The sequence below is a fragment of the Pedobacter albus genome (assembly GCF_036324255.1).
GTDB classification, from domain to species: Bacteria; Bacteroidota; Bacteroidia; order Sphingobacteriales; family Sphingobacteriaceae; genus Pedobacter; species Pedobacter albus.
Window position 1 is genome coordinate 896,460 of the sequence record NZ_JAZDQT010000002.1, and the last position, 23,849, is coordinate 920,308.

Consider the following 23,849-nt stretch of genomic DNA (forward strand, 5'->3'; position numbering starts at 1 on the left):
AATTTTTTAGTATTAATTTTTTAGTTATAATTTAGCATCAGCCAAACAAAACAGACCCCCATGAAATTGATTCGTCTAGCCATTCTCTTAGTAATGTGCTATAGCAGCGCTGCGTACGCACAAAACCCATTTGCCATTAAGGGAACCGTAATAGACAGTGCCGGCAACAACAAACTCCACTACGCAACCATCAGTATTCTCAACGCCAAAGACTCAACACTCTATAAGTTTACAAGGGCAAGCAATACGGGTTCTTTTGCCATCGAAAACATGAAAAAAGGGAATTTTATCCTCTTGCTTACCTACCCCGAATACGCCGATTATGTAAGCACCTTTAGTTTGGATTCGGCTAAAACCACCATCGATTTCAAAGCGCTTAACATGAAATCGAAGGCCAAGTTGCTCAATGAGGTTATCATCAGGGGTCAAGGCGCGGCCATCAAAATCAAGGGCGATACCACCGAGTTTAATGCAGCCAGTTATTCGATACAGCCCAACGACAAGGTGGAAGACTTGCTAAAAAAATTGCCGGGCATACAGATTGACAAAGACGGCAAAATTACCGCTCAGGGCAAAAGCGTACCCAAGGTTTTGGTAGACGGCGAGGAATTTTTTGGCGACGACCCAACCCTGGTTACCAAAAACCTGCGTGCCGACATGGTAGACAAGGTGCAGTTTTATGAAAAATCAAGCGACCAGGCGGCCTTTACAGGCGTTGACGATGGGCAGAAAACCCCCACCATTAACATCAAGCTGAAAGAAGACATGAAGAAAGGCTATTTTGGCAAGGTAGATGCCGGTTATGGAACCGATAATTTTTACCAGGCCCAGCTCATGTTCAACTTGTTTAAGGCCAAGCAAAAGCTGGCAGTTTACGGCACTTCGGGCAATAATGGCAAAACCGGCCTTAACTGGGACGATTCCAATAAATATGGCGGTGGCAACAGCAACATGGAAATATCGGGCGACATGATTTTCTTTAGTGGCGACGACGATGATATTGATGGCTGGGAAGGTCAGTATTATGGCGAGGGCATTCCGAAAGCCAATAACGGCGGCGTACACTACGATACCAAATGGCGTGGAGATAAGGAATCGCTGAACACCAATTACAAAATAGGCCAGATGGATGTAAGGTTAAAAAAGAATACCATCAGCCAAGATAACCTTCCGCAAGGTGTTAACATCAGCAATACCGACGAAGCATCGGACAAGAGCATTTTTCGCCAAAAGCTAGACGCAACCTATACCATCAAACTCGACACGACTTCGAATCTTAAGGTATCGGTAGACGGTACGCTGAAAAGAAGCAGCAACGAAAGCTCGGCCAGCAGTATTTCGAGAAGAGGGGACGGCTCTTTACAGAATACCAGCTCGAGCGACAACAATGCAGATGGCACGGAACAATTGTTCAACATTTCGGCCTTCTATAACAAAAAGCTGAAAAAAGTCGGCCGAAACTTTTCGATCAACCTCAGCCAAAGGCTCAACAAAAAGGAAAGCGATGGCTTCTTCAAGTCGGACACCAGGGTTATCGACGAAAACGGTTTGCCAACAGACAAGCATGTAGATCAGTTTAAAGACAACAACACCAACATCTCGGCATTTACCTCTAACTTTACCTACAACGAGCCGATTTCCAAATTCCTCTCGTTGGTGCTGAATTATGGCTTTAGCGTAAACAACAGTACTTCTGACAGGAAATCGTTCAATGCCTCTACACCTGGCAACTACGACATATTGGATACCGAATACAGCAACGATTTTGAAGCTACGCAATACACCAATCAGGGTGGCGCTATTTTCAACTACAAAAAAGGCAAAACCGTGCTGGGTTTCGGAACCAAGGTAAACTCGGTTCATTTTGACCAATACGAAGCGATAGCGAACAACAGGTACAAAAGAAGCTTTTTCAACTGGCTGCCTCAATTGAACTACCAATATAAGTTTTCGGCACAAAGAGCAATCAGATTCGGCTACAATGGCTATATGCAACAGCCTACCATCGACCAATTGCAACCAATTAAGGTAAACACCAATCCGTTATACCAACCCATAGGCAACCCTAACCTGAGGCCATCTTTCAGCAGCAACTTCAACCTTAATTACAGCTCTTACAAAGTAATCAGCAACCAATCGCTCTATATCAGTGGCTATTTCTCTTTCACCAACAATGCCATTGTAAACAACACCAATACCACCAACGGTATATCCGTTATTCAAGCGGTTAACCTTGGCGGAAAAACGCCTATGTCTTATAATCTTTATGGCGGCTTGAGCAGAAAACTAAAGTTTATCGGCATGGATGCAGGCCTAAACATCAGTGCTGGTGGCAATACCGGATATAGCTACATCAACAACGAGTTTAACAAAACCACCAGCAGCAGATTTGGGCCGCGGTTAAGCCTGAGCAGATACAACGACAAGTTTGAGTTTAACATCGGTTTTGGTCCGAGCTACAACGCCCAAGAAGCCTCGCTGCAGCCAGAACGCAGCAACAAGGGCTGGGGAAGCAACGGTTCTACTTACATAAAGGTTATTTTGCCTAAAAAAATCACCTTGCAGGCTGATGGAGAATACACCTACACCCCAAGTTCAAAGTTCGTTAACACCAGTTTCGAACAAACGATTATCAATGCTTCGATTTCAAAAAGCTTCTTCAAAAAAGAAGACCTGAAGCTGATGCTAAAAGGCAACGACTTATTAAACCAGAACAGGGGCTTTAGCCGCAACGCATCGGCCAACTCTATTGTACAAACCAGTTACAACAACATCAGCAGGTATTTTATGTTCTCGCTGGTTTGGGATTTTAGCAAAATGGGCGGTGCACCTCAAAAAAATTAAGACCATGAAAATCAAATCTATTCTAACGATTGTTATTTTGGCTTTGGCAAGCCGTACTTTATATGCCCAAAATGCCCGTTTCGTTACGCAGGGGGTGATTGAATATGAGAAAAAGGTAAATATGCTGGCGCTCATCACCGAGCGGATCAAAAAGAACAAAGACGACACGTGGGGTCAAAAAATACTGGAAGACTACAAAAAGAATAAGCCACAATTCAAGATCCTGAAAAGCAACCTCACTTTTTCGAACGGCAAAACCTTGTTTACGCCCGTGGCCGAAGAAGTAATGGACAACAGCTGGTTCGATTTTGAACAGGCCAAACAAAACAACGTACTTTATACCAACACGCTAAACGGCACCAGCACCGTACAAAAGAAAATATTCGAAGAAACTTATCTGGTCAAAGACAGTACCCGTAAAATCAACTGGAAATTGACCGACGAAATCAGGAACATTGCCGGCTACGACTGCAGAAGGGCCAATGCCGTAATCATGGATTCGATTTATGTAGTAGCTTTCTATACCGACGAAATCCCGGTTTCTGGGGGTCCAGAATCTTTTACCGGACTGCCCGGCATGATCTTGGGCCTTGCCTTGCCTAAAGAGCACATTACCTGGTTTGCCACCTCGGTAAGCGATCAGCCTGTTACCGAAGCCCAATTAAAGGAGCCTACAAAAGGCAAGCCTACCGATAACAAAAAGCTTTCGATTATTTTAAAAGATGCGTTAAAAGACTGGGGCAATTATGCACTCGACATCTTAAGGGCAGTTAGCATTTAAGGTATTTATTGTGCTGTTGCCGAGTCTGCCGATTGGGTGGGCTGGCTTTGCTTAGCCACTACACGCATTCGGTTGGTTGCCCATAGCCACACCAGCAGCATGGGCAAGATCCAAAACAGGGTACCCAGCAAAAAGGCCAATGTAAACTCCTGCAGGTCGGTGGAGGCTAAACCACTCATGATAGTCAGCACGAATGCCGGAACAGTAATAAAAAGCACAATAATTAAGGCGTATTTAATGGCAATGGGCACAAATGGTTTGCCGTCAAGCATAATAGCCTTTCCAGCTCTTTTGCCAAAAATAAAGGTCAAGCCGAAAAGAATAATCAGAATACCGATAAACCTGACGCTGGTAATGGCTTCTAAAAAGAACAATATGCCATTTGCAAAATCGCCATGGGTTTGCTCGTAAAAGAAAAACAGGAGCATAACCAGCACTGCAATAGCTGTCTTGATCAAGGCCTGGTTTCGGCCAAAGGTTTTTGCTTCTTCTAAAGTCATGGGATAAATAAAGCGCGCAAGATAGCGTTTTGCGTGCAAAGACAATAGCAACTAGTTTACCAATAGCTTATAGCCCTTACCGTGTACGTTTAAAATCTCCACTTTCGGATCTTCTTTCAAGTATTTGCGCAATTTGCTCAAGAAAACGTCCATGCTCCGGCCATTAAAGTAATTATCGTCGTGCCAAATGCTCAACAAGGCTTCTTCCCGGGTTAAAACGGTATTTTTCTTGAGGCAGAGCAATTGCAATAATTCGGCTTCCTTGGTCGATAGTTTCTGTTGCTGGCCGTTAAAGTGGATCAGTTGCGTGGTATAATCGAAGGTATATTTGCCAATCTGGAATTGGGTTTGCACGGGCTCGTTGCTAACGCCCTCTTTGGCGGCCACGCGTTTAAGCAGGGCATTAATGCGCAACAGCAATTCTTCGATGCGAAAGGGCTTGGTAATATAGTCGTCGCCCCCCAGATCGTAAGCCGAGGCCTTGTCTTCCATCATGGCTTTGGCAGTAGCAAAGATAATGGGCACATGCTGGTTCGTCTTCCTGATTTCCTTGCCCAAGGTAAAGCCATCTTTTTTAGGCATCATCACGTCTAAGATACAAAGATCGAACTGCTGTTTAGAAAAAGCCTTCAGACCTTCTTCACCATCAGTACACAGCACCACATCGAATTTGCCTTTCAGTTGCAAATAGTCTTGCAGCAACAGGCCCAAGTTAGGGTCATCTTCTACCAATAGGATCTTCTTCATCATGATTAATTGCTATGTTTAAATGGTATAATAACTTCGAAAGTGGTGCCTTTGTCTTTTTCGCTCTGCACCTTAATGCTGCCTCCCATTTGCATGAGGATGTCTTGCACATAGTTGAGCCCCAAGCCAAAGCCCTTTACATCGTGCAGGTTTCCGGTATGCACCCTGTAAAACTGGTCAAATATGCGTTTGGTTTGGTCTTTGGTCATGCCAATACCCTCGTCGGCAACCTGTATGTACAAGTTTTTGATGGTGCTTCGCGTGCTGATGGTAATTTTCGGTTCGTTTAAGCTGTACTTGTTGGCGTTGTCTATCAGGTTGTAGATTACATTAGAAAGGTGCAGCTCATCGCCCATCACCAAATCGTCGGCCGAATTGAGGTTTAGCGTAACCTGGGCATTGCGTTTTTGCAGCTGCAGGCCCATGCTGTCGACAACAGCAGTAATCAGGTCGTTTACATTGACTGGCGCATATTCCAGTTTGATTTCTTTCTTTTCAAGTCGGGCTACGCTCAACACGCGCTCAATGTGGTTGCCCAGGCGAACATTTTCATCATAAATGATATTGGCCAAGCGGCTTATGCGCGTCTTGTCTTCAACCACTTCCGGATCTTTCAACGCTTCGCTGGCAATCATAATGGTGGCTACCGGCGTTTTAAATTCGTGCGTCATGTTGTTGATGAAGTCCGTTTTCATTTCCGATAGCTTCTTTTGTCTGATGATGGCCAAAATGGTGTAGGTAAAGATAAAGATCAATACCAAAAGCAAGGCTACCGATGAGGCCAACGTAGCAAACATGTTGCTGAATATCAACGAACTTACATTGGGGAAGCTCACATAAAGCATGCCCGGATCATTAATCACCACATCGTTGCTGAAAACCACATGCTCGAACGTGTTTTTAGGCAAGGGCTCATTGATGGCATGCGATACATTCTGATAGATGATACGATTCTTGTCTTTGGCCGGCGTAAGCCAGTAGTTATAGGCAAGCTTGATGTTTTTGCTCAGCAATTCCCTCCTCAGCAGCGTATCGAGTATTTTTTTGGATGGGATGCGGTCTTCCAAAGGCACATTTTTGTTATCGAGCTCTTTGGCCACATCCTGCACCAAATTAAAGCTGTTGTTGCTAAAAAGATTTGCCGTATCGGCATAGAGCCTATCCAGCTCCATTTGGTACTTTTTGCTGGCCTTTGCATCTTCTACCTTGAACTTGGCCATCATATCGGGGTCTTTGCTGGGGAAAGAAACCACATGGGGCAACCAGTTCTGCGGACTAAAGGCAATGTACCTGATGGTGTCGGGCAATTTCCCCTGCTGCAGGTTGGTTTTCAGGTGCAAAAACCTAGGCCTCACCCTTCTGCTGATGAGGTTGCCGTTTACATCCTTGATATCCTCAATATCGAGGCCCAGTTTATTGTTTGCGCTTGAATTTGGGTTAGAATAGATTCGATATTCTTCTTCGGTAATCATAAAAGGCGACAAAAAAGTGGCCTTAACCGAACTGTCCTGAAAAAGGATATAATCGAGCATTTGCTGCTGCTGCCTGTACTTTCTTTGGCTCTCGCTGTCCTTAAAGCGAACCTTAAACGCCACAATGGTATCCGTTTTGCTTTTCAGGTCTTCTTCGCGCAGCCTCCTGGCTTCGTCGTCTTTTCTATTGATGCTGGTTACGACGTTCTTCTTCTGTATTTTGTTAACCACCGCATTAAGCGCCTGGTTTACGTTCTCTTCAAAAAGCCTCGAGTTCAGCTTGTACGATTCCCTGATGTAATACACCTGCATCACAAAAACACCCAGCAGGGCCAGGGTCATGAGCGCCGTAATTATCCAGAGACTTCTTTTTTTCATCTTTAGTTATTCAAAAATAGCGAAGTATTAGCCCATAAGCCTAGGTTTTAACACTTTTTAACAAGTGTGATTGCCAATTGGTTAAACAAAAAAGCCGTCTCGAAAATCAAGACGGCCTGGCATTTAAATTTGTTTGCTTAAAAAAAGATCTTTTAGAAAGGAAGATCGTCTTCCTCGCCTGCCGATGCATTAAGGTCAGCAGGGGCGGCATATTGTGGCGCTGCCGGAGCGGCTCCTGCCGTGTTGGTCAACGCGGTTAAGCGCCAAACCACTAAACTGTTGAAATAAGAGGTTACGCCTTCTTTGTTGGTCCAAGGACGGCCACGCAAATTGAACGAAACTTCTACCTCGTCGCCTGGTTTCAAACTATCGAACAAAGCGGTTTTATCTTGTAAAGCCTCAAACCTGATGTATTCAGGATAAGTAGGGTTTTCTGCATATTCTATAATCAAATCACGTTTTTTAAACGTTTCGCTCACTTGTTGTAACGCACCGATTTCGTGCACTTTTCCTTTAATTTCCATTTCAATTCTATATTATTATCCTCGCAAACCAAATCTCTATATTTTTATTGATAACTTCGCAATCTATATGATGCAAGTTTTCCACAACAAGAGCAAGGTTATTGTAACCTGCAACAAAAGACTTTCGCCCTACCTGCAAAAAGAAGTTGCAGAACTGGGCTATACCATTGTACGCGCATTTTCTACCGGTGTTGAGCTCAACATTACCCTAACCGAGTGCATCAAGCTTAACCTTAACCTGAGGTGCGCCAGCCAGATCCTCTATTGCATCAATAGCTTTAATGCCAGCAACCCCGACGAGCTCTACAAAGGCCTAGTAGCCATGGAATGGGAAGAATTGATCGATTTTTCGGGCTATTTTTCGGTGACTTCGAACGTTGACAACCCGACCATTACCACGCCGCTTTTTGCCAACCTTAAGGTAAAAGATGCCATTGTAGACCGTATCAAAGCTCAAAAAGGCATCAGGCCAAATTCTGGCTCCGATGCCAACAAAACCGTGGTTCACCTTTATTGGAAAGACAACGAAGTTGATGTTTTTTTAGACACCAGCGGCGAAACCCTGGCCAAGCACAGCTACCGCAAAATTCCGGGCAAGGCGCCTATGCTCGAAGCCTTGGCTACCAGCGTAATTTTGGCTACCCAATGGGACCAAAAATCGCCTTTTGTAAACCCCATGTGTGGCTCTGGAACCTTGGCCATTGAGGCTGCCTTGTTGGCTACCAACCGCAGGCCGGGCCTTTACCGCATGAATTATGGCTTTATGCACATTTTGGGTTACGACGAAGAAGTTTTCTTTGCCGAAAGAAGAATTTTGAAAGAACAGGTGATTAAAAACGTCGACTTGCAAATTGTAGCTTCCGACCTTTCTGAAGATGCCGTTGAAGTGAGTCGCAGAAATGCCAAAACCGCTGGCGTAGATACCCTCATTACCTTCGAAGTTTGCGATTTCGAACGCACCCAGGTGCCTCAAACCGGCAAGGGCGTAGTGGTGTTCAATCCCGAATACGGCGAACGCCTGGGCGTACACAGCCAACTGGAGCTCACCTATAAAAGAATGGGCGACTTTATGAAGAAACAATGCAAGGGCTATTTTGGCTACATCTTTACCGGAAACCCCGACCTGGCCAAGAAAATTGGCTTAAAGGCCGACAAAAAGATAGAATTTTACAACGGCAAACTAGATTGCCGCCTACTCGAATACGAACTATACGACGGCTCGAGAAGGCCCGACGAGGAAAGGCCGAAGAGAACCTAAAAACATATACCTATGGATTTAGCAGGCATGAACGATTTACCTGAATGGGATGATTTCAAGCATTTCAGGTACGATGAAGAAGGCGAGCACTGGAAAAACCAGCCCAAATTGGAAAGGGCCAAAAACCTGTACAACCAGGCCAGGCAGGTTTACAAATACGCGGTCGTTTTTTGCGAAACCCTAAAAGGCGAAATGGCCGACATGACCAAATCGCTCATCATGCAAAACGCCATGATGCTTTGCCCCAAAATTATGGGTGCAGAAGGCGGCGATATCTACGTGCTTCGGATGGAAAATGCCTCTATCATCCGCACCAATGCCCGCGAGCTCGAAACACAGGTAAAAGCCTCGTATTTATATGAAAACTGTAGCAAAAGCGACAGGGATGTAGTGGTGGCCGAAATCGACAAATTCAGGGAACTGTTCAAAATCTGGGTACAGCACTTCGAAAAAGACGATTTTGAAGACGACTGGGGCCTGTATTAGGCTTTCAATCTCGGTTCGACAGGTCGCCATCCACAGAAAATTTCAACATCCTTAGTTATTTCAAAACCACAGGCGCTTTTTTTTGTTTATTCTTTCAGATCAACCCTACACAACCACATGAAAGATAAGGCAAAACAGCAGATGCATGAAGTCGCTTCCACGATCAGGAAAATAAGGGAGCAGAAAAACTACACCCAAGATTACCTGGCGGCCAAACTCGACATCTCGCAAAATGCATACAGCAAAATAGAGCTGGGCTACAGCAAAATTACCCTCGACAGGCTTTTCCAGATTGCCGTGATTTTGGAAGTTGAAGTGATGCAACTGCTTTACCCCGAAAAGGCAGGCAATCTGGGTCCCTTTGCCTAAACATTTTTCAACAAAAGGCATTTGGCAACAAAATTCGCGATAACTTGCAGGCTCATATTTTTCACATGCAGGCTATCATTTCAAAAACCATCGAATTTGTAAAGGCAACCTTGGCAGGCGCCGAAGCGGGCCACGATTGGTTCCATATTGAACGCGTTTACAAAACCGCCCAAACCATTAATGCCATCGAAAAAGGCGACGAGCTGATTGTGGCATTGGCGGCTTTGCTACACGATATTGCCGACAGCAAGTTTAATGGCGGCGACGAAGAAATCGGTCCGCAAAAAGCCGGCGATTTCCTGAAAAGCATTGATGTGGCCGAACCCATCATCGTGCAGGTGCAGCAGATCATCAAAAACCTTTCCTTCAAAGCCAGCTTTGGCACGCTCACCTTTGCTTCGAAAGAATTGGACATTGTGCAGGATGCCGACCGTTTGGATGCGATTGGTGCCATCGGCATTGCCCGAGCCTTTACCTACGGTGGCTACAAAAACCGCGTATTGTACGATCCGGCTATTGCGCCCAAGCTGAACATGACCAAGGAAGAGTATAAAAATACCACAGCGCCTACCATCACCCACTTTTACGAAAAGCTGTTGTTGCTGAAAGACCTGATGAAAACCCAAACCGGCAAAGCCATGGCCGAAAAGCGCCATCAGTTTATGCTCGACTACCTGGAGCAGTTTTATGCCGAGTGGGAAGGCAGGGCTTAGCTTGAAGTCGGGAAGTCGATAGTCGAGAGTCTATAGTCGATGGTCCATGGTTCATTGTCCATAGTCAGGGCGCAGCATGGAGCAATGGAAATCTTATGGCTAACTTCTTCGCCACATCAACCATCAACTATGGACTATGAACTATCAGCCATTAACCATTTGCTTTTAACACTTTACTTAACATTGGCTTAACTTATAAATTGTAAATTAGCCTTATGAAGTTAAGCGTACTTGTTCTCATCACGGCTCTTGCAGTTGGCCTTTCCATCGGCTTGGTCAATTTCCACTTTCAGGGCAGCTGGTATTACCTGCTCATTTCGTTCGGGATTTCTTTTGTAACCAGCTTTTTGGTGTTCTATTATTTGCTCGAGAAATACATTTACGGCAAAATCAAGCTCATTTACAAACTCATCCACAACCTGAAACTGGGCAAAGATTTGAAAGAGGCGTTGGGCGAATATGTAAGTTCAGATCCCATTAACGATGTGGAGCAAGAGGTAAAAGAATGGGCGGGCGCCAAAAAACGCGAAATCGAGCTCCTTAAAAAACAGGAACAGTTTAGGCGGGAATTTCTTTCCAACGTATCGCACGAATTTAAGACGCCTTTATTTGCCATACAGGGTTATATCGAAACCTTGCAAGACTGTATTGCCGACGATCCGGAAACGGCCATCAAATTTTTGAAAAAGGCCGAAAACAATGTAGAACGCTTAAGCTACCTCATCAACGACCTCGATTCGATTTCTAAGCTCGAAACCGGCGAAATCCCCATCAATTTCCAGAAATTCGACTTTGTGGTGCTGGCCAAAGAAGTAATGGACAGCCTGGAAGACAGGGCCATGACCAATAAAATCAAGCTTTACTTTAAGGACAAGTACACCGGGCCAACCATGGTGTATGCCGACAAGGAAAAAATAAGGCAGGTGATGATCAACCTGATCCAAAACTCCATCAAATACGGCAATGAAAACGGCGCTACGGCCATCAAGATATTCGAGCTGCACGACCAGTTTCTGATTGAGGTAACCGACGACGGCATTGGCATTGAAGAGAAGCACCTGAACAGGCTGTTTGAGCGTTTTTACCGCATCGATTCGCACCGATCGCGCAAAGAAGGCGGCACCGGTTTGGGCTTGGCCATCGTAAAGCACATCTTGGAGGCCCACCAGCAAACCATTTCGGTGCGCAGCACGCCCAACATCGGAACTACTTTTGCATTTACCCTCGAAAAGGCCAATCAGAACGATTTATTAAAATAGTTGCAAGAGTTAACATTAACTTAACATAGCAAACTTAGTTTTGTACCATATTTAATGAGTATGAATAGCATTTTTAGCTTCTTTACCCCTAAGGACAAAAAATTCCAACCTTTATTTGAACAAGCCGGAAGCAACGTTTTAAAGATTGCAGAAGCATTATTGGTCGTGGTAACCACCACCGACTTAGAGAAAAGAAAAGAAGCCATCAAGGAAGTAGAACGCCTTGAGCACGTGGGCGATGATATTACGCACACCATCTTTATCGAACTGAGCAAGAACTTCATTACGCCTTTCGACCGCGAAGACATCCACTCTTTGGCCAGCGCCATCGACGATATTGCCGATTACATCCACGCTTCGGCTGGCAACATCGAGCTGTACAACATGGTGAACATTGGCGATGCCATGGTAAAACTGGCCGAATTGCTTGTAGAAATGTGTGCCGACTTGGAAAAAGCGATCAAGGAATTGAGAAGCTTCAAAAACATCCGCATAATTGCCGATGCCTGTGTAAGGATCAACAGTGCCGAAAACCAGGCCGATTACGCCTGCAACTTGGCCATTGCCCGTTTATTTGAGTTTGAAACCAACGCGATAGAATTGATTAAACAGAAGGAGATTTTGCAAACGCTCGAAATCGCAACCGACAAATGCGAAGATGCGGCGAACGTGCTTGAATCTATTTTGGTTAAAAACGCCTAACAAAAACTATGACTTTAACCCTACTTTTCGTCATCATTGTATTAGCCCTGATTTTCGACTACATCAATGGCTTTCATGATGCCGCCAATGCCATAGCTACCATTGTTGCCACCAAGGTGTTAACACCTTTTCAGGCTGTACTTTGGGCAGCTTTTTTTAATTTTTTGGCTTATTGGGTATTTGGTTTTGGCGTAGCCGATACGGTGGCCAAGACCGCCAACACCATGGAAATCAACCTGGTGGTTATTCTGGCCGGCGTAATCGCAGCCATCATTTGGAATCTGTTAACCTGGTGGCTGGGCATTCCTTCCAGTTCATCGCATACCCTGATTGGAGGATTTGCAGGCGCCGCCATTGCCCATGCCGGCTTTAACGTAGTACTTTGGTATAAAGAAGGCAAGGCCGGCGAAATGCCTACCGGTGTATTGGTAATCTTGGGCTTTATTGTGCTGGCTCCGGTTATCGGGGCGGTTATCTCCTACTTTATCTCCATTTGGTTTTTGCACTCTTCTAAAAAGAGCATTTGGCCAAAAATATTTACCCTCACCTTAATGCTGGTAGTAGGTATTTACATTTACACCCAGATTAAATTTTACCACGAAATCAAACACCCACGCTTCGAATCGCATTTTTGGAGCGTAGTGCTCGAGGCCCATAACATCAAATGGTTGCTAGTTGCTTTTATCGTGATGTCGGTCAGCTTTTTCTGCCTCATTTTTAGCAGCCTCAACCAAACCCAATCTACCGCCTGGTTGCGCAAGATGCAACTCTTGTCATCAGCCTCGTTTAGTTTGGGCCACGGTGGCAACGACTCGCAAAAAGTAATGGGTATTATCGCAGCTGCCGTAGTGGTTTACATCCATACCAGCGGCGTATCTATGGACAGCCTGCCTTCATGGCTACACGTAATCCTGCCTTCAAAAGGAGCCAACGGCGAAGAAATTGCCGGACAAATGCCTGATTGGATTCCATTGGCCTGTTACAGCGCCATTGCAGCCGGAACACTGAGCGGCGGTTGGAAGATTGTAAAAACCATGGGTTCTAAAATTACCAAGGTAACGCCATTCGAGGGTGTAACTTCTGAAACTGCAGGTGCCTTAACCTTATATTTTACCGAGCATCTTAAAATTCCGGTAAGTACTACGCACACCATTACCGGTTCAATTATCGGTTCTGGCTTAACCAAGGGCGTATCGGCGGTAAAATGGGGCGTAACCGTAAAACTGATTTGGGCCTGGATACTCACCATACCTGTTTCGGCGGTATTGGCGGCACTGGTCTACTACCTGTTAAGCATATTTATCCACTAATATAAAAAGGCTTTAAGATTTAACTTAAAGCCTTTTTTTCATTTCAAGGGCTACCTGTTGCGCATCGGCATCGCCATGCTGTTCCAGGTTTTCGATGATCTGTTTGCGGTTGGTTTCCGTATGGTTTTGGCTCAGCTTGAAAACATTGGCCAAGTGCTCTACCCTGATTTCGAAACCACTGATGGCTTTGAGGTTCTTCTCAATGTAATCATCTGTCATGCGGTGAAACGCCGCTTTGCTCGTTGCCGGATCTTCGTAGCTGTTGGTTAGCTGTTTAATCACCTCTCGGGTTTCGGCTTCGTCCATCAGCCTGATTTTGCCTTTGGCCTGCACCGAGCTATAGTTCCAAGTGGAGGCCACTGCCGGATTTTCGTAAACCGAGGCACTTACATAGGCATGAGCACCCGTAAACAAGGCCAACACGTTTTCATTTCGGGCATAAGCTTCGTGATGGTCGGTTTTTTTCATCACATGGCCAACAATGCGCAGGCCTTGCTCATCTTGATAAACCTGAACCGGTACTTGGGTAGCTACAGGGCAAATTCCATCAAAACCGATTAAGGTGATAAAAGGATGCGCCTGCATAAACGCCCCTACTTTTTGGGCATCTTTTTCTTCAAACTTAGAACTTTTGTACATTTTAAAGGGGGATTTGCATGAACAACAGACCAGAAATTGCAGCAACTAAAACTCGATGCTCAATTCTACTTTGGAATCTGAAGGATGATGCCGGACCCAATTTGGCCCCTCTTTAACCAAACGGATGGCTTCATCGTCTTCGGCCTTGGTTAAACCCTTTACCACTTTGATGTTGCTTGGCCTGCCTTTGGTATCGACCTCAAAGCTGAGCAATACGTTTCTATTGGCCACCGTACCTTTGTAAAGCTTATTGTTGTTGTTCAGGTATTCTCTATACTTGGCCCAGCTATCGACTGGCGTAGGCGCCTCTATTTTAGCCTTGCCAACAACCACCGCTACTTCTTGCAGGGCTTTGTCGCTCGGCTCCAATTCGATGATGGCTTTATTGGCTTTGGTACTTACTTCTTTGGCATTAAAGCCCAAATAATTAACGGTTAGGCTTTGGCTGTTGCTGCTGTCAAGGCGCAGGCTAAATTCGCCTTTGCTGTTCGTCAGGGTTCTGATGTTGGTGTTCAGTACCTTCACATCGGCACCCGGAATTGGCAAACCATCTATTTTGGAAATGACCTTGCCACTAAAAATATCAGGGGCAAAGGTAATGCCCGGTGCCCGGCCACTCAGGGTTTGGTTTAAAGGCCTGGCTTCTCTTTTGGCCACGGCCACGTTGCTCAGGCTATCTACTTTAAGCACACGGGCCTGCATAGCCACTGGCGCTGGCGCAGCTGCCGCTACGCTTGCTTCGCTTCTGTCACTTGCCTCTGCAACCGTTTTTTTGGCCAACATATCAGCTGCATTGGCTTTGGCAATGGCTTTCTCCTTGGCGTTGAGTTTGGCGAGGCTGTTGGTTTTGACAGTGGCCAAGGCTTTATCAATTTCGGTTGCCACGGCAACATCGGCGACTGGCGCAACAGGTTTTTCGGCTTTGTTATCGGCAACTTGAGGCGCGGCATTCACTTCTACCTGCTTAGGCTGCTGCTTGGCCAATTGTTCGCGGTTGTTGCTTTCCCTCATCCAAAACAAGAGGCTAGCCACCACAAAAAGTACGGCAGCGGCAGCCGCAATACTTAAGCGTTGCGAAGTTAGGCGCCATCTTTTTTGTTCAATCGGTTTTTGGGCAATGCGCTCCTGTAATTGTTTTTGGAGCAGGGATAAAGACTGGGCACGTTTGGGCGATTGGCTCAAGCCGGCTAGGGCTTCGGCCACGAAGGGATCCTCAAGCGAAAGTTTTTCCACCTGATGCATCATTTTGGCATCGAGCTTACCATCAAGGTAATCTTCCAATACTTCAATATCTATCCACTCGTTATAGCTCACTGTTCTTTTCTATGCAAATTTTCAAATTTCTTTTCCCATTTTGGATATAGCTCTTCACTTTGAGCATATCGTAACCGGTTATATCGGCAACTTCCTTATAGCATTTCTCCTGCAGGTAGAACAGCTCAACACTCTTCCTTTGCTCTTCAGACAGGGTTTCCATGCACTTTTCCATCAGGGTAAGCTGCGTTTCTTTTGCATCGTCAATAGCTAGATGCACAAAATCCTCGTTTTCCACAAAATTATCTTCCAAAGTTACGGTAGGATTTTTTGCAGACTTGCGCAAGGCCATTAAACAGTGGTTTCGGGTAAGCACATGGAGCCAGCTTTTGAAGTTCTGTACCTGGTGCAGCTTCAGTTTCAAGACCAGTTCTTCAAAAATCTGCATCACGGCGTCTTTGCTCTGCTCTTCGTCTTTAAAATAATTGAAGCAAACCCCAAAAACCAGGTGCATGTATTTGTTGTAGAGCGAGCCCAATGCCTCCAAATCACCGCTTTTCTGATAGGCTGCAATCAGTTCAGAATCGTCGTGCTGATTAATCTTGGTGGTATTTTTGATAAACTTCAATGTGGGCCGCTGCTAAATCTTATCCAATTATAAAAAATATTTTCCGTTGTGGCTATGGAAATCTGAGAAAGCTGCCATCATCTCCTAAAACCTGAGGCTCATGAAAAAATTATTACTCCCTATTTTAATCCTGCTCATCCTGTTTGGGTTTAAAACTTCGACTACCAAAACCATTACTGGAACGGTAATCGACAAATCAGATGGTTCTGGGATCCCCTCGGCCAGCGTGAAGGCCATGCCCAGCAAAACCCAAGTAGCAACCGACCGCAACGGCCAATTCAAGCTCGACATCGACAAACGGGATAAAATCCTCGTGGTTTCTTACCTCGGCTACAAAACACAGACCCTTACTTTAACCAGAAAGAAAAAGATCGAAATCAAACTCGAGCCCAACCCGATTGACCCCAAGCATACCATAATTGTAGGCGGAAAATAGGCAGGAATCTATTTAGCTACGCTTGGCAACCGTCACAAAATAGCACCATTTCGAGCTATATTATTTAAAAATCTGGCGAGTATTTATCTTGGCAAAAGATTTGCTTAATATTGCCGATAGAAACGGCGATGAGGAGGGCACTGCATAAACGCTAGCCATCCGTCTTTTCCGCTCTTTAACCATTGAAAAGATGATGATGAAAAAACTAGGTTTATTTTTTACCGCTGGAGCGATATTGTGCCTCAGCAGCTGCGACGTGCAGAGCCAATCGAAAATCGGCAACATTTTAAAACAAATTCCTACTGGTGGTACCCCTACCTCCTTAGAAATCGGGCAGGGCATTAAACAGGCCCTCGAAATCGGAACTTCGGAGGGAGCCGACAAGCTTTCGGCGAAAGACGGTTTTTTTGGCAACTTGGCCGTTAAGATCCTTTTTCCGCCTGAAGCACAAAAAGTTGAAAAAACACTGAGAAGCGTAGGCTTAAATGCTTTGGCCGACAATGTAATCCTGAGCATTAACCGCGCAGCCGAAGATGCTGCCAAGGAAGCCAAGCCTATTTTCCTTTCGGCGGTTAAGCAAATGACCATTGCCGATGCCACCAACATTCTGCTGGGCGACAAAGATGCAGCTACGCAATATTTTAAACGCGTAACCACTGCACAGCTGATGGAAAAATTCAAGCCGGTAATCAACAACAGCCTAGGCAAGGTAGGGGCTACCAAATACTGGGGCGATGCTGCTACGGCCTACAACAAACTGCCTTTGGTGAAACCGGTAAATACCGATTTATCGAACTATGTGGCACAAAAAGCTATTGACGGCATGTTTATTCAAGTAGCGCAAGAAGAGCTTAAGATTAGGGACAACCTCAATGCCCGCTCTACCACTTTGCTGCAAAAGGTATTTGGCTACGCCGACAATAAAAAGAAATAAAGTACAACTATTGGGGCTACGCTTTCTGCCACCCATAAATTGTTGATTTGTTAATAAAAATTTCACCAATTAAAACCAAATTCTTGCTAGCTTGTTCTATCAAAAAAAGAAGAAGCCACCTATAGAAAAAACAACAACAATCAACGAAAAAAAGTCCTGTGAACGGGCGATCCGTGTAGGGCAGGCAAAGCATACCTAACCAACAGTTAAAGAAAAGCGTTTCGACAAAATTGGGACGCTTTTTTATGTTTTGGCCATTCTTTTATGATTGTCTATGTCCACGGCCACATGTACCGATACCAAAAAGCCAGGCCTCTCGGCCCGGCTTCGATGATATTAATCTGGTTACCTTTGCAATTTTTACAAAGAAACCCAATCCGTATAAAGTGATTATTAACAGAAAAACAACAATTCGAACGGGCGTTTAATTTGTTTTTGGCTTTTATTTGAGGTACTTTTATCGAGTATTTTACAGATAAACATTTGGATTTTAAGGATTTTAACTTCAACCCCGAGCTTTTAGAGGGTTTATTGGCCATGGGCTTCCGCAATGCAACGCCCATACAGCAACAGGCCATTCCACTAATTTTAGCAAAAAAAGACCTGATTGCCTGTGCCCAAACCGGCACCGGGAAAACCGGCGCCTATCTTTTGCCGATTATGCACATGCTGACCGAAAAGCATGAGCGACACAATACCACATTGATATTGGCCCCAACCCGCGAATTGGCACAGCAGATAGACCTTCAGGTAGAAGCGCTTTCTTATTTTACCAATATCAGTTCGCTAACCGTTTATGGCGGTGGCGACGGCATTGCCTACGAACAGCAAAAAAGATCGATGCGCGAAGGCGTAGACATTATTATTGCCACCCCGGGCCGTTTAATTGCGCACCTCTCGTCGGGCCTGCTTAAAATGGACCAATTGCAATATTTGGTGCTTGACGAAGCCGACAGGATGCTGGACATGGGCTTTTACGAAGACATCATGAAAATTGTAGGCTATCTGCCCAAAGAACGTCAAACCGTAATGTTTTCGGCTACCATGCCTCCCAAAATCAGGAAACTGGCCAGCAATTTATTAACCGAACCCGAGCAGATCAACATCTCGATATCTAAACCTGCCGAAGGCATCAACCAACAGGTTTACCTGATACACGACGACCAAAAAGTGCCTTTGCTGACCGAAATATTAAAATCGGCCACTTACAACCGCATCATTGTTTTTGCCGGTCGCAAGGAAAAAGTAAAGGAACTGGGCAAGGTGTTTAAACGAATGGGCCTAAAAGCCGCCTCGTTCCATAGCGATTTGGAGCAAAAGGAGCGCGAAGCCATCATGCTCGATTTCAAGAACAGCAAGCTGAACGTATTGATCGGCACCGATGTGCTGAGCCGCGGCATTGATGTAACTGGCATAGACCTGGTTATCAATTACGATGCGCCGCACGATGCCGAAGACTATATCCACCGGATTGGCCGAACCGCAAGGGCAGCCACCACCGGCACCGCCATTACCCTGGTTAACGGCAAAGACAAACGCAAATTGGCCAACATCGAAAAACTGATTGAACGCCAGATAGACCGCATGCCTTTACCCGAGCACCTGGGCGAAGCACCCAAAGAAGAGGCCATGGCCGAGAAGAAACCTTACAAAAAGAAAAAGAAGTTCTTCAAGAAAAAACCGAAGCCTGCAGCCAGCTAAAAAAATAGAAAAGCACTTGCAATATGCCAATTGCTTGCTAATTTTTGGTTCAAATTCTATACCTTTAGGCTATGCAGAACCTCCCTCCTTTAGCAGAACGGATGCGTCCACAAAATTTGGACGAGTATGTGGGACAAAAGCATTTGGTTGGTCCAGATGCGGTTTTGCGCAAAGCCATTGAAAGCGGACAATTGCCCTCCATGATTTTTTGGGGGCCTCCGGGCGTAGGCAAAACCACTTTGGCTTCTATCATTTCGCAAAACCTAGACCGGCCGTTTTTTAACCTCAGCGCCATCAATTCGGGGGTAAAAGATATTCGCGATGTGATTGACCGTGCAGCTGCGCTGAAAGACAGTTTCATGGGCCTGCCCATCTTGTTTATTGACGAGATCCACCGTTTCAGCAAATCGCAACAAGACAGTTTGCTGGGGGCAGTTGAGCGGGGCTTGGTTACGCTGATTGGCGCCACCACCGAAAACCCTTCCTTCGAGGTCATCTCGGCTTTGCTTTCGCGATGCCAGGTCTATATCTTAAAGGCACTGACCGAAGAAGAGCTGGTTTCTTTATTGCAAACTGCCATCAAAAAGGACGAAATCCTTCAAAAAAAGCAGATTAAAATCAAGGAGCACGAAGCCCTCATCCGCCTATCGGGTGGCGATGCTCGCAAGCTGCTCAATGTACTCGAAATTGCCATTAACGGCATTGGTGGTGACAAAATTACGCTCACTAACGAAAACGTATTGGCGCATGCCCAGCAGAACCTGGCGCTGTATGACAAAGCCGGAGAGCAACACTACGATATTATTTCGGCCTTTATCAAATCTATTAGAGGCAGCGACCCCAATGCCGCGGTTTATTGGCTGGCCAGGATGATAGAAGGTGGCGAAGATCCACTGTTTATTGCCCGCAGGCTGGTTATTCTTTCTTCGGAAGATATTGGCAATGCTAACCCCAATGCCTTGTTGCTGGCCAACAACTGCTTTGCCGCGGTCAATGTAATCGGCTATCCCGAAGCCAGGATTATTTTATCGCAATGCGTAACCTATCTGGCCTCATCGCCCAAAAGCAATGCCTCTTACGAAGCCATCAACAAAGCGCAGGCCTTGGTTAAGCAAACCGGCAACCTGCCCGTACCCCTGCATATCCGCAATGCGCCAACCAAGCTCATGAAAAACATCGGTTATGGCAAGGATTATCAATATTCGCACGGCTTCGAAGGCAATTTCTCCGAACAGGAATATTTCCCCGAAGAACTGAGCGGCACCAAGCTTTACGATCCGGGCAAAAATCCGGCAGAAGAAAAACTGCGGGAAAAACTAAAACAGAATTGGAAAAACAAATATAACTACTAATCTATGCTAACTATTTTTTTAGACCATCAAAGGAAGGCCTTTTGGCGCAGCCGAAACAAGGCTGGCAGCATTGCGGCACAAATTGTACTGGTCTTTTTTATGCTCTATTTCTTGGCCATAGCTATTGGCGTTGGCTTTGGCATGACCAAGTTTCTGCCCAAATTCTTTCCTGGCCAAGATGTCATTGTCAGTTTTAACGGGCTGATCCTTTATTATTTTGCCTTCGATTTCATCATGCGCCTACAGCTACAGGAATTGCCTACGCTGAGTATTATTCCCTACCTGCACCTCCGGATTTCGAAAAGTAAAATCATTCAGTTCCTCAATATCAAGGCGCTGTTTTCGGCTTTTAACCTTTGGCCGTTCTTTATCTTTTTTCCGTTTTTCTTTATCAAGATTGCACCAGCCTACGGCGTGTTTACCCTACTGATGTACATTGTTTCCGTGCTATCGTTGGCAGTATTCAACAACTACCTGGTGCTGTACATTAAAAGAAAATCGATTGCCAACATCTGGTTTACGGTGGTAGGCCTGGCCATTTTTGCCGGATTTGCAGCTTTGGAATACTACAAGGTGATTTCGGTAATGGCGGCCAGTAACTTTGTTTTCTCCAAATTGGCTTTGTATCCTTATATCGGTTTTGTTTTTACGTTGCTGGCCTTTGTCATCTTCAAAATCAACTCCACCTACCTGCGCAACAACCTGTATGCCGAAGAGCTGAGCAGCGGACAAGAGAAAAAGGTAAGTACCGATTATGCTTTCCTGAACCGTTTTGGCCGTGTTGGCGAATTGGCGGCTTTAGAGCTGAAACTAATTTTGCGCCATAAACGCCCGCGTTCGGCGCTTTTCATGAGCTTTTTGTTTTTGTGCTATGGCTTTATCTTTTACAAGGAACCCGTGATTGCCAAAAATGCCTTCGGACAAATGATGTTTGCCGCCATTTTTATGACAGGTATCTCCATCATTATTTACGGGCAGTTCATGTTTGCTTGGCAAAGCGCCCATTTTGACGGTATTTTGAGCAACAAAATCAACTTCAAGGATTTTATAAAGGCCAAATTCCTGCTCTTTACCATTTCTTGTACCATTATTACCCTGTTGGCCAGTTTTTATGGTTTCATCAGTCCGAAACTGTTGCTGTTGCACCTGGCCGCCTACCTGTATAATATTGGTTTCGGAACGGTGATCGTGCTTTACCTGGCCACTTTAAATTACAAGCGACTGGATATTACCAAAGCCGCCAGTTTCAATTATCAGGGCACAGGCGCAACCCAATGGCTGCTGATGTTCCCTTATGTGTTGACCCCGATTTTGCTTTATGTTCCATTCGGCATCATGAACAAGCCTTACCTCGGACTGATCGTCGTTTCTTTGTTCGGCCTCATCATGTTGCTGATGCGCGGATTCTGGGTTAATTATATTGTTAAAAGATTTGAAAAACAACGTTACAAAATAGCCGAAGGCTTTAGAGAATAAGATATATGTTAGAAATTAGAAATTTACAGAAACATTATGGTGGCCGCACCGTAGTTAATATTCCGGACCTGACCATCCGCGATGGCGAAACCATTGGCCTGGTTGGCAACAATGGCGCTGGTAAAACCACGCTTTTCAGGATGCTGCTCGATTTGATCAGACCCGATGCCGGCGAGGTGCTTTCAAAAAACGAAAACGTGGCCTCTACAGACAAATGGAAAGACTATACCGCTTCTTACCTGGACGAAGGCTTTTTGATTGATTACCTGACACCTGAAGAATATTTCATGTTTATTGGCAGCCTGCACAACCTGAGCGCAGCGCACGTGGCCGATTACCTTAAACAATACGAAGAGTTTTTTAACGGCGAAATCCTGAACCGTGGCAAATATATCCGCGATTTTTCGAAAGGCAACCAGAACAAAGTAGGCATAGCAGCCGCCTTGATGCAAAAACCGGAGCTCTTGATACTTGATGAGCCTTTTGCCAACCTCGATCCTACAACGCAGATTAGGCTCAAAACACTGATTAAATCGCTAAAGGCTACGCATCGCCTTACCACCTTGATCTCAAGCCACGACCTGAACCACGTAACCGATGTATGCGACAGGATTATCCTGCTGGAAAAAGGCGTAGTCATCAAAGACTTTAAAACCGACGAAAATACGCTGAAAGAACTGGAAGCCTACTTCTCGGAATAAATCGACTGCATGTAACAAACATGTATACAAATATGGTCAATCTGTACCTTGCCTGAGGTAGAGGTTGACCAAGTTTCCTTAAGGCTAATGCCTTGGGTGATACAATTAAAATACGGTATTACAGTCGATAACCCGCAAATTGGCTTTTATTTTAAGCAAGATTGCAGAATTGGCATTACCTTTGAATAAATAACAAACATTAAATCAAAATTGTAATAAAATGATGACTTCAAGATTCAAAATAGCAACATTAAGTGTAGCCTTTGCTATAGGCGCAATGACTTTTCAAGGTTGCGACAGTTTAACCAATACGCAAAAAGGTGCAGGTATTGGCGCGGCAGCAGGTGGCGTAATTGGTGGTATTATTGGTAAAAAAGCAGGTAATACTGCTGTAGGTGCCATTATTGGTGCAGCTGTTGGCGGTACTGCCGGTGGTTTTATTGGCAAGCGTATGGATAAACAAGCTGCCGAAATCCAAAATGCTATTCCAAATGCAGAAGTAATCCGCGAAGGCGAAGGTATCATTGTGAAATTTGACAGCGGTATTCTTTTCGATTTCGACAAATTTGACCTTAAAGACGCCGCCAAACAAAACGTTCAAAGCTTGGCCGCTTCGATCAACCAATATCCAGGTACCGACATCAAGGTAATCGGCCACACCGATAGCCGTGGTACCGAGCAATATAACATGACCCTTTCAGAAAAAAGAGCTGCAGCCGTTAAAGCTTATGCCGTTTCACAAGGTGTTCCTCCTGCTCGTTTAATTACAGTGGGTAAAGGTTTCTCTGAGCCGATTGCCGATAACGCAACCGATGCTGGCAGAGCCGCCAATCGTAGGGTAGAGATTGTAATCGTAGCTAACGACCAATTGAAAAAAGAAGCCCAAAAAGCAGGTTAATCATAGCGAGTTCTATTTACCTATATAACAGAAAGTCCCGACAAAATCGGGACTTTTTATTTGTTGCCTTCTTGAGTTTTACTCATAGATGTCTGCAAAATAGCCGATCGCCAGCGATTTGAGCAATAGCTCCTGTTCCATCATGGCATAAGACGGAACCGGCTTAACCAGTTTCCAATGCGGCCAGCCGTCTTGGTCCAGGCCCTCGAGCTCGTAAAAGCCCATCTCGCTCAGCAGCCTACAGGTGGCAATATGCATCAGCTCTTCTTTTTGCCTCTTGCTGTATTTCCTTGGTCCCTGACCCAGCTCCTGAACGCCGATTAAAAAGAGTACGACTTTTAGATCTGGTAATTCAGAATCAAACTCTTTGGCGATCCTTTCCTGCAAAACTTTCCATTTGGCATGTGTTTCTGCTGGTTTCATGTCACAAATATACATTTATAGGCGTTTACCTCGCCATCGTTAACGCACATCTACGTCAATTTTT

General features: G+C 45.2%; 24 protein-coding genes. 16 read left to right on the plus strand and 8 right to left on the minus strand.

The genetic code is table 11. The features are described 5' to 3' along the window. Positions 1-60 precede the first annotated feature (60 nt). Together VRU48_RS13690 and VRU48_RS13695 are read left to right on the plus strand one after the other, a co-directional pair. The gene (locus VRU48_RS13690) at positions 61-2,844 is read left to right on the plus strand and encodes an outer membrane beta-barrel family protein (RefSeq protein ID WP_330108482.1); all 2,784 of its coding nucleotides are present in this window, start codon (positions 61-63) and stop codon (positions 2,842-2,844) included. A gap of 4 nt (positions 2,845-2,848) precedes the next feature. Then, positions 2,849-3,625, plus strand: coding sequence for a GLPGLI family protein (locus VRU48_RS13695; RefSeq protein ID WP_330108483.1), 777 nt, complete (start codon positions 2,849-2,851; stop codon positions 3,623-3,625). Between the two features lie 5 nt (positions 3,626-3,630). Here VRU48_RS13695 and VRU48_RS13700 read toward each other — a convergent pair whose 3' ends face one another. The 4 genes from VRU48_RS13700 to VRU48_RS13715 form a co-directional block, all read right to left on the minus strand. After that, on the minus strand, positions 3,631-4,125 hold the full coding sequence (locus VRU48_RS13700; protein ID WP_330108484.1) for a hypothetical protein: 495 nt from the start codon (positions 4,123-4,125) through the stop codon (positions 3,631-3,633). A gap of 51 nt (positions 4,126-4,176) precedes the next feature. After that, on the minus strand, positions 4,177-4,872 hold the full coding sequence (locus tag VRU48_RS13705; RefSeq protein ID WP_330108743.1) for a response regulator transcription factor: 696 nt from the start codon (positions 4,870-4,872) through the stop codon (positions 4,177-4,179). Between the two features lie 5 nt (positions 4,873-4,877). Continuing rightward, positions 4,878-6,722 carry a sensor histidine kinase gene (locus tag VRU48_RS13710; RefSeq protein ID WP_330108485.1) on the minus strand — a complete coding sequence of 615 codons (1,845 nt, stop codon included), beginning with the start codon at positions 6,720-6,722 and terminating at the stop codon, positions 4,878-4,880. A 152-nt stretch (positions 6,723-6,874) separates the two neighbouring features. Continuing rightward, entirely contained in the window at positions 6,875-7,246 is a 372-nt protein-coding gene (locus VRU48_RS13715) for a DUF3127 domain-containing protein (protein ID WP_199136210.1), read from the minus strand. Positions 7,247-7,316: 70 nt separating this feature from the next. On the opposite strand from VRU48_RS13715, the gene VRU48_RS13720 reads away from it, so the two are divergent. The 7 genes from VRU48_RS13720 (at position 7,317) to VRU48_RS13750 (ending at position 13,343) form a co-directional block, all read left to right on the plus strand. Then, positions 7,317-8,504, plus strand: a complete 1,188-nt coding sequence (locus tag VRU48_RS13720) for a THUMP domain-containing class I SAM-dependent RNA methyltransferase (RefSeq protein ID WP_330108744.1) — start codon at positions 7,317-7,319, stop codon at positions 8,502-8,504. Between the two features lie 12 nt (positions 8,505-8,516). Continuing rightward, positions 8,517-8,990, plus strand: coding sequence for a hypothetical protein (locus VRU48_RS13725; protein WP_330108486.1), 474 nt, complete (start codon positions 8,517-8,519; stop codon positions 8,988-8,990). Positions 8,991-9,107: 117 nt separating this feature from the next. Further along, positions 9,108-9,359: a helix-turn-helix domain-containing protein gene (locus VRU48_RS13730; RefSeq protein WP_330108487.1), complete on the plus strand. Its 252-nt coding sequence runs from the start codon at positions 9,108-9,110 to the stop codon at positions 9,357-9,359. A gap of 65 nt (positions 9,360-9,424) precedes the next feature. After that, positions 9,425-10,072: an HD domain-containing protein gene (locus tag VRU48_RS13735; RefSeq protein ID WP_330108488.1), complete on the plus strand. Its 648-nt coding sequence runs from the start codon at positions 9,425-9,427 to the stop codon at positions 10,070-10,072. 215 nt (positions 10,073-10,287) lie between these two features. Then, positions 10,288-11,331 (plus strand): sensor histidine kinase, encoded by a 1,044-nt coding sequence (locus VRU48_RS13740; RefSeq protein WP_330108489.1) that lies wholly within the window; start codon positions 10,288-10,290, stop codon positions 11,329-11,331. Positions 11,332-11,391: 60 nt separating this feature from the next. Beyond that, positions 11,392-12,033, plus strand: coding sequence for a DUF47 domain-containing protein (locus tag VRU48_RS13745; RefSeq protein WP_330108490.1), 642 nt, complete (start codon positions 11,392-11,394; stop codon positions 12,031-12,033). Between the two features lie 8 nt (positions 12,034-12,041). Further along, the gene (locus tag VRU48_RS13750) at positions 12,042-13,343 is read left to right on the plus strand and encodes an inorganic phosphate transporter (protein ID WP_330108491.1); all 1,302 of its coding nucleotides are present in this window, start codon (positions 12,042-12,044) and stop codon (positions 13,341-13,343) included. Between the two features lie 24 nt (positions 13,344-13,367). Here the strand turns inward: VRU48_RS13750 and VRU48_RS13755 are convergent, their stop codons facing one another. From VRU48_RS13755 to VRU48_RS13765, 3 genes are read right to left on the minus strand one after another with little or no spacing between them, the layout of a single operon-like run. Next, positions 13,368-13,982 carry an FMN-binding negative transcriptional regulator gene (locus VRU48_RS13755; protein ID WP_330108492.1) on the minus strand — a complete coding sequence of 205 codons (615 nt, stop codon included), beginning with the start codon at positions 13,980-13,982 and terminating at the stop codon, positions 13,368-13,370. Positions 13,983-14,027: 45 nt separating this feature from the next. Next, positions 14,028-15,296, minus strand: a complete 1,269-nt coding sequence (locus tag VRU48_RS13760; protein ID WP_330108493.1) for a carboxypeptidase-like regulatory domain-containing protein — start codon at positions 15,294-15,296, stop codon at positions 14,028-14,030. Further along, complete coding sequence (locus VRU48_RS13765; protein WP_330108494.1) at positions 15,286-15,864, minus strand: RNA polymerase sigma factor; 579 nt, start codon at positions 15,862-15,864, stop codon at positions 15,286-15,288. Before VRU48_RS13765 ends, VRU48_RS13760 begins: the two co-directional genes overlap by 11 nt. Positions 15,865-15,964: 100 nt before the next feature. On the opposite strand from VRU48_RS13765, the gene VRU48_RS13770 reads away from it, so the two are divergent. The 7 genes from VRU48_RS13770 (at position 15,965) to VRU48_RS13800 (ending at position 23,362) form a co-directional block, all read left to right on the plus strand. Continuing rightward, positions 15,965-16,300, plus strand: a complete 336-nt coding sequence (locus tag VRU48_RS13770; RefSeq protein WP_330108495.1) for a carboxypeptidase-like regulatory domain-containing protein — start codon at positions 15,965-15,967, stop codon at positions 16,298-16,300. Between the two features lie 196 nt (positions 16,301-16,496). Then, entirely contained in the window at positions 16,497-17,234 is a 738-nt protein-coding gene (locus tag VRU48_RS13775; protein WP_330108745.1) for a DUF4197 domain-containing protein, read from the plus strand. A gap of 483 nt (positions 17,235-17,717) precedes the next feature. Further along, positions 17,718-18,935: a DEAD/DEAH box helicase gene (locus VRU48_RS13780; RefSeq protein ID WP_330108496.1), complete on the plus strand. Its 1,218-nt coding sequence runs from the start codon at positions 17,718-17,720 to the stop codon at positions 18,933-18,935. 71 nt (positions 18,936-19,006) lie between these two features. Next, on the plus strand, positions 19,007-20,287 hold the full coding sequence (locus VRU48_RS13785) for a replication-associated recombination protein A (protein ID WP_330108497.1): 1,281 nt from the start codon (positions 19,007-19,009) through the stop codon (positions 20,285-20,287). A gap of 3 nt (positions 20,288-20,290) precedes the next feature. Beyond that, positions 20,291-21,763 (plus strand): DUF5687 family protein, encoded by a 1,473-nt coding sequence (locus tag VRU48_RS13790; RefSeq protein ID WP_330108498.1) that lies wholly within the window; start codon positions 20,291-20,293, stop codon positions 21,761-21,763. Positions 21,764-21,768: 5 nt separating this feature from the next. Then, positions 21,769-22,464 carry an ABC transporter ATP-binding protein gene (locus VRU48_RS13795; RefSeq protein WP_330108499.1) on the plus strand — a complete coding sequence of 232 codons (696 nt, stop codon included), beginning with the start codon at positions 21,769-21,771 and terminating at the stop codon, positions 22,462-22,464. Between the two features lie 220 nt (positions 22,465-22,684). Continuing rightward, complete coding sequence (locus VRU48_RS13800) at positions 22,685-23,362, plus strand: YiaD family glycine zipper/OmpA-like lipoprotein (RefSeq protein ID WP_330108500.1); 678 nt, start codon at positions 22,685-22,687, stop codon at positions 23,360-23,362. Between the two features lie 78 nt (positions 23,363-23,440). On the opposite strand, the gene VRU48_RS13805 is transcribed toward VRU48_RS13800, so the two are convergent. Then, a complete protein-coding gene (locus tag VRU48_RS13805) occupies positions 23,441-23,785 on the minus strand; it encodes a hypothetical protein (RefSeq protein WP_330108501.1) in 345 nt (114 codons plus the stop codon). Between the last annotated feature and the right edge of the window lie 64 nt (positions 23,786-23,849).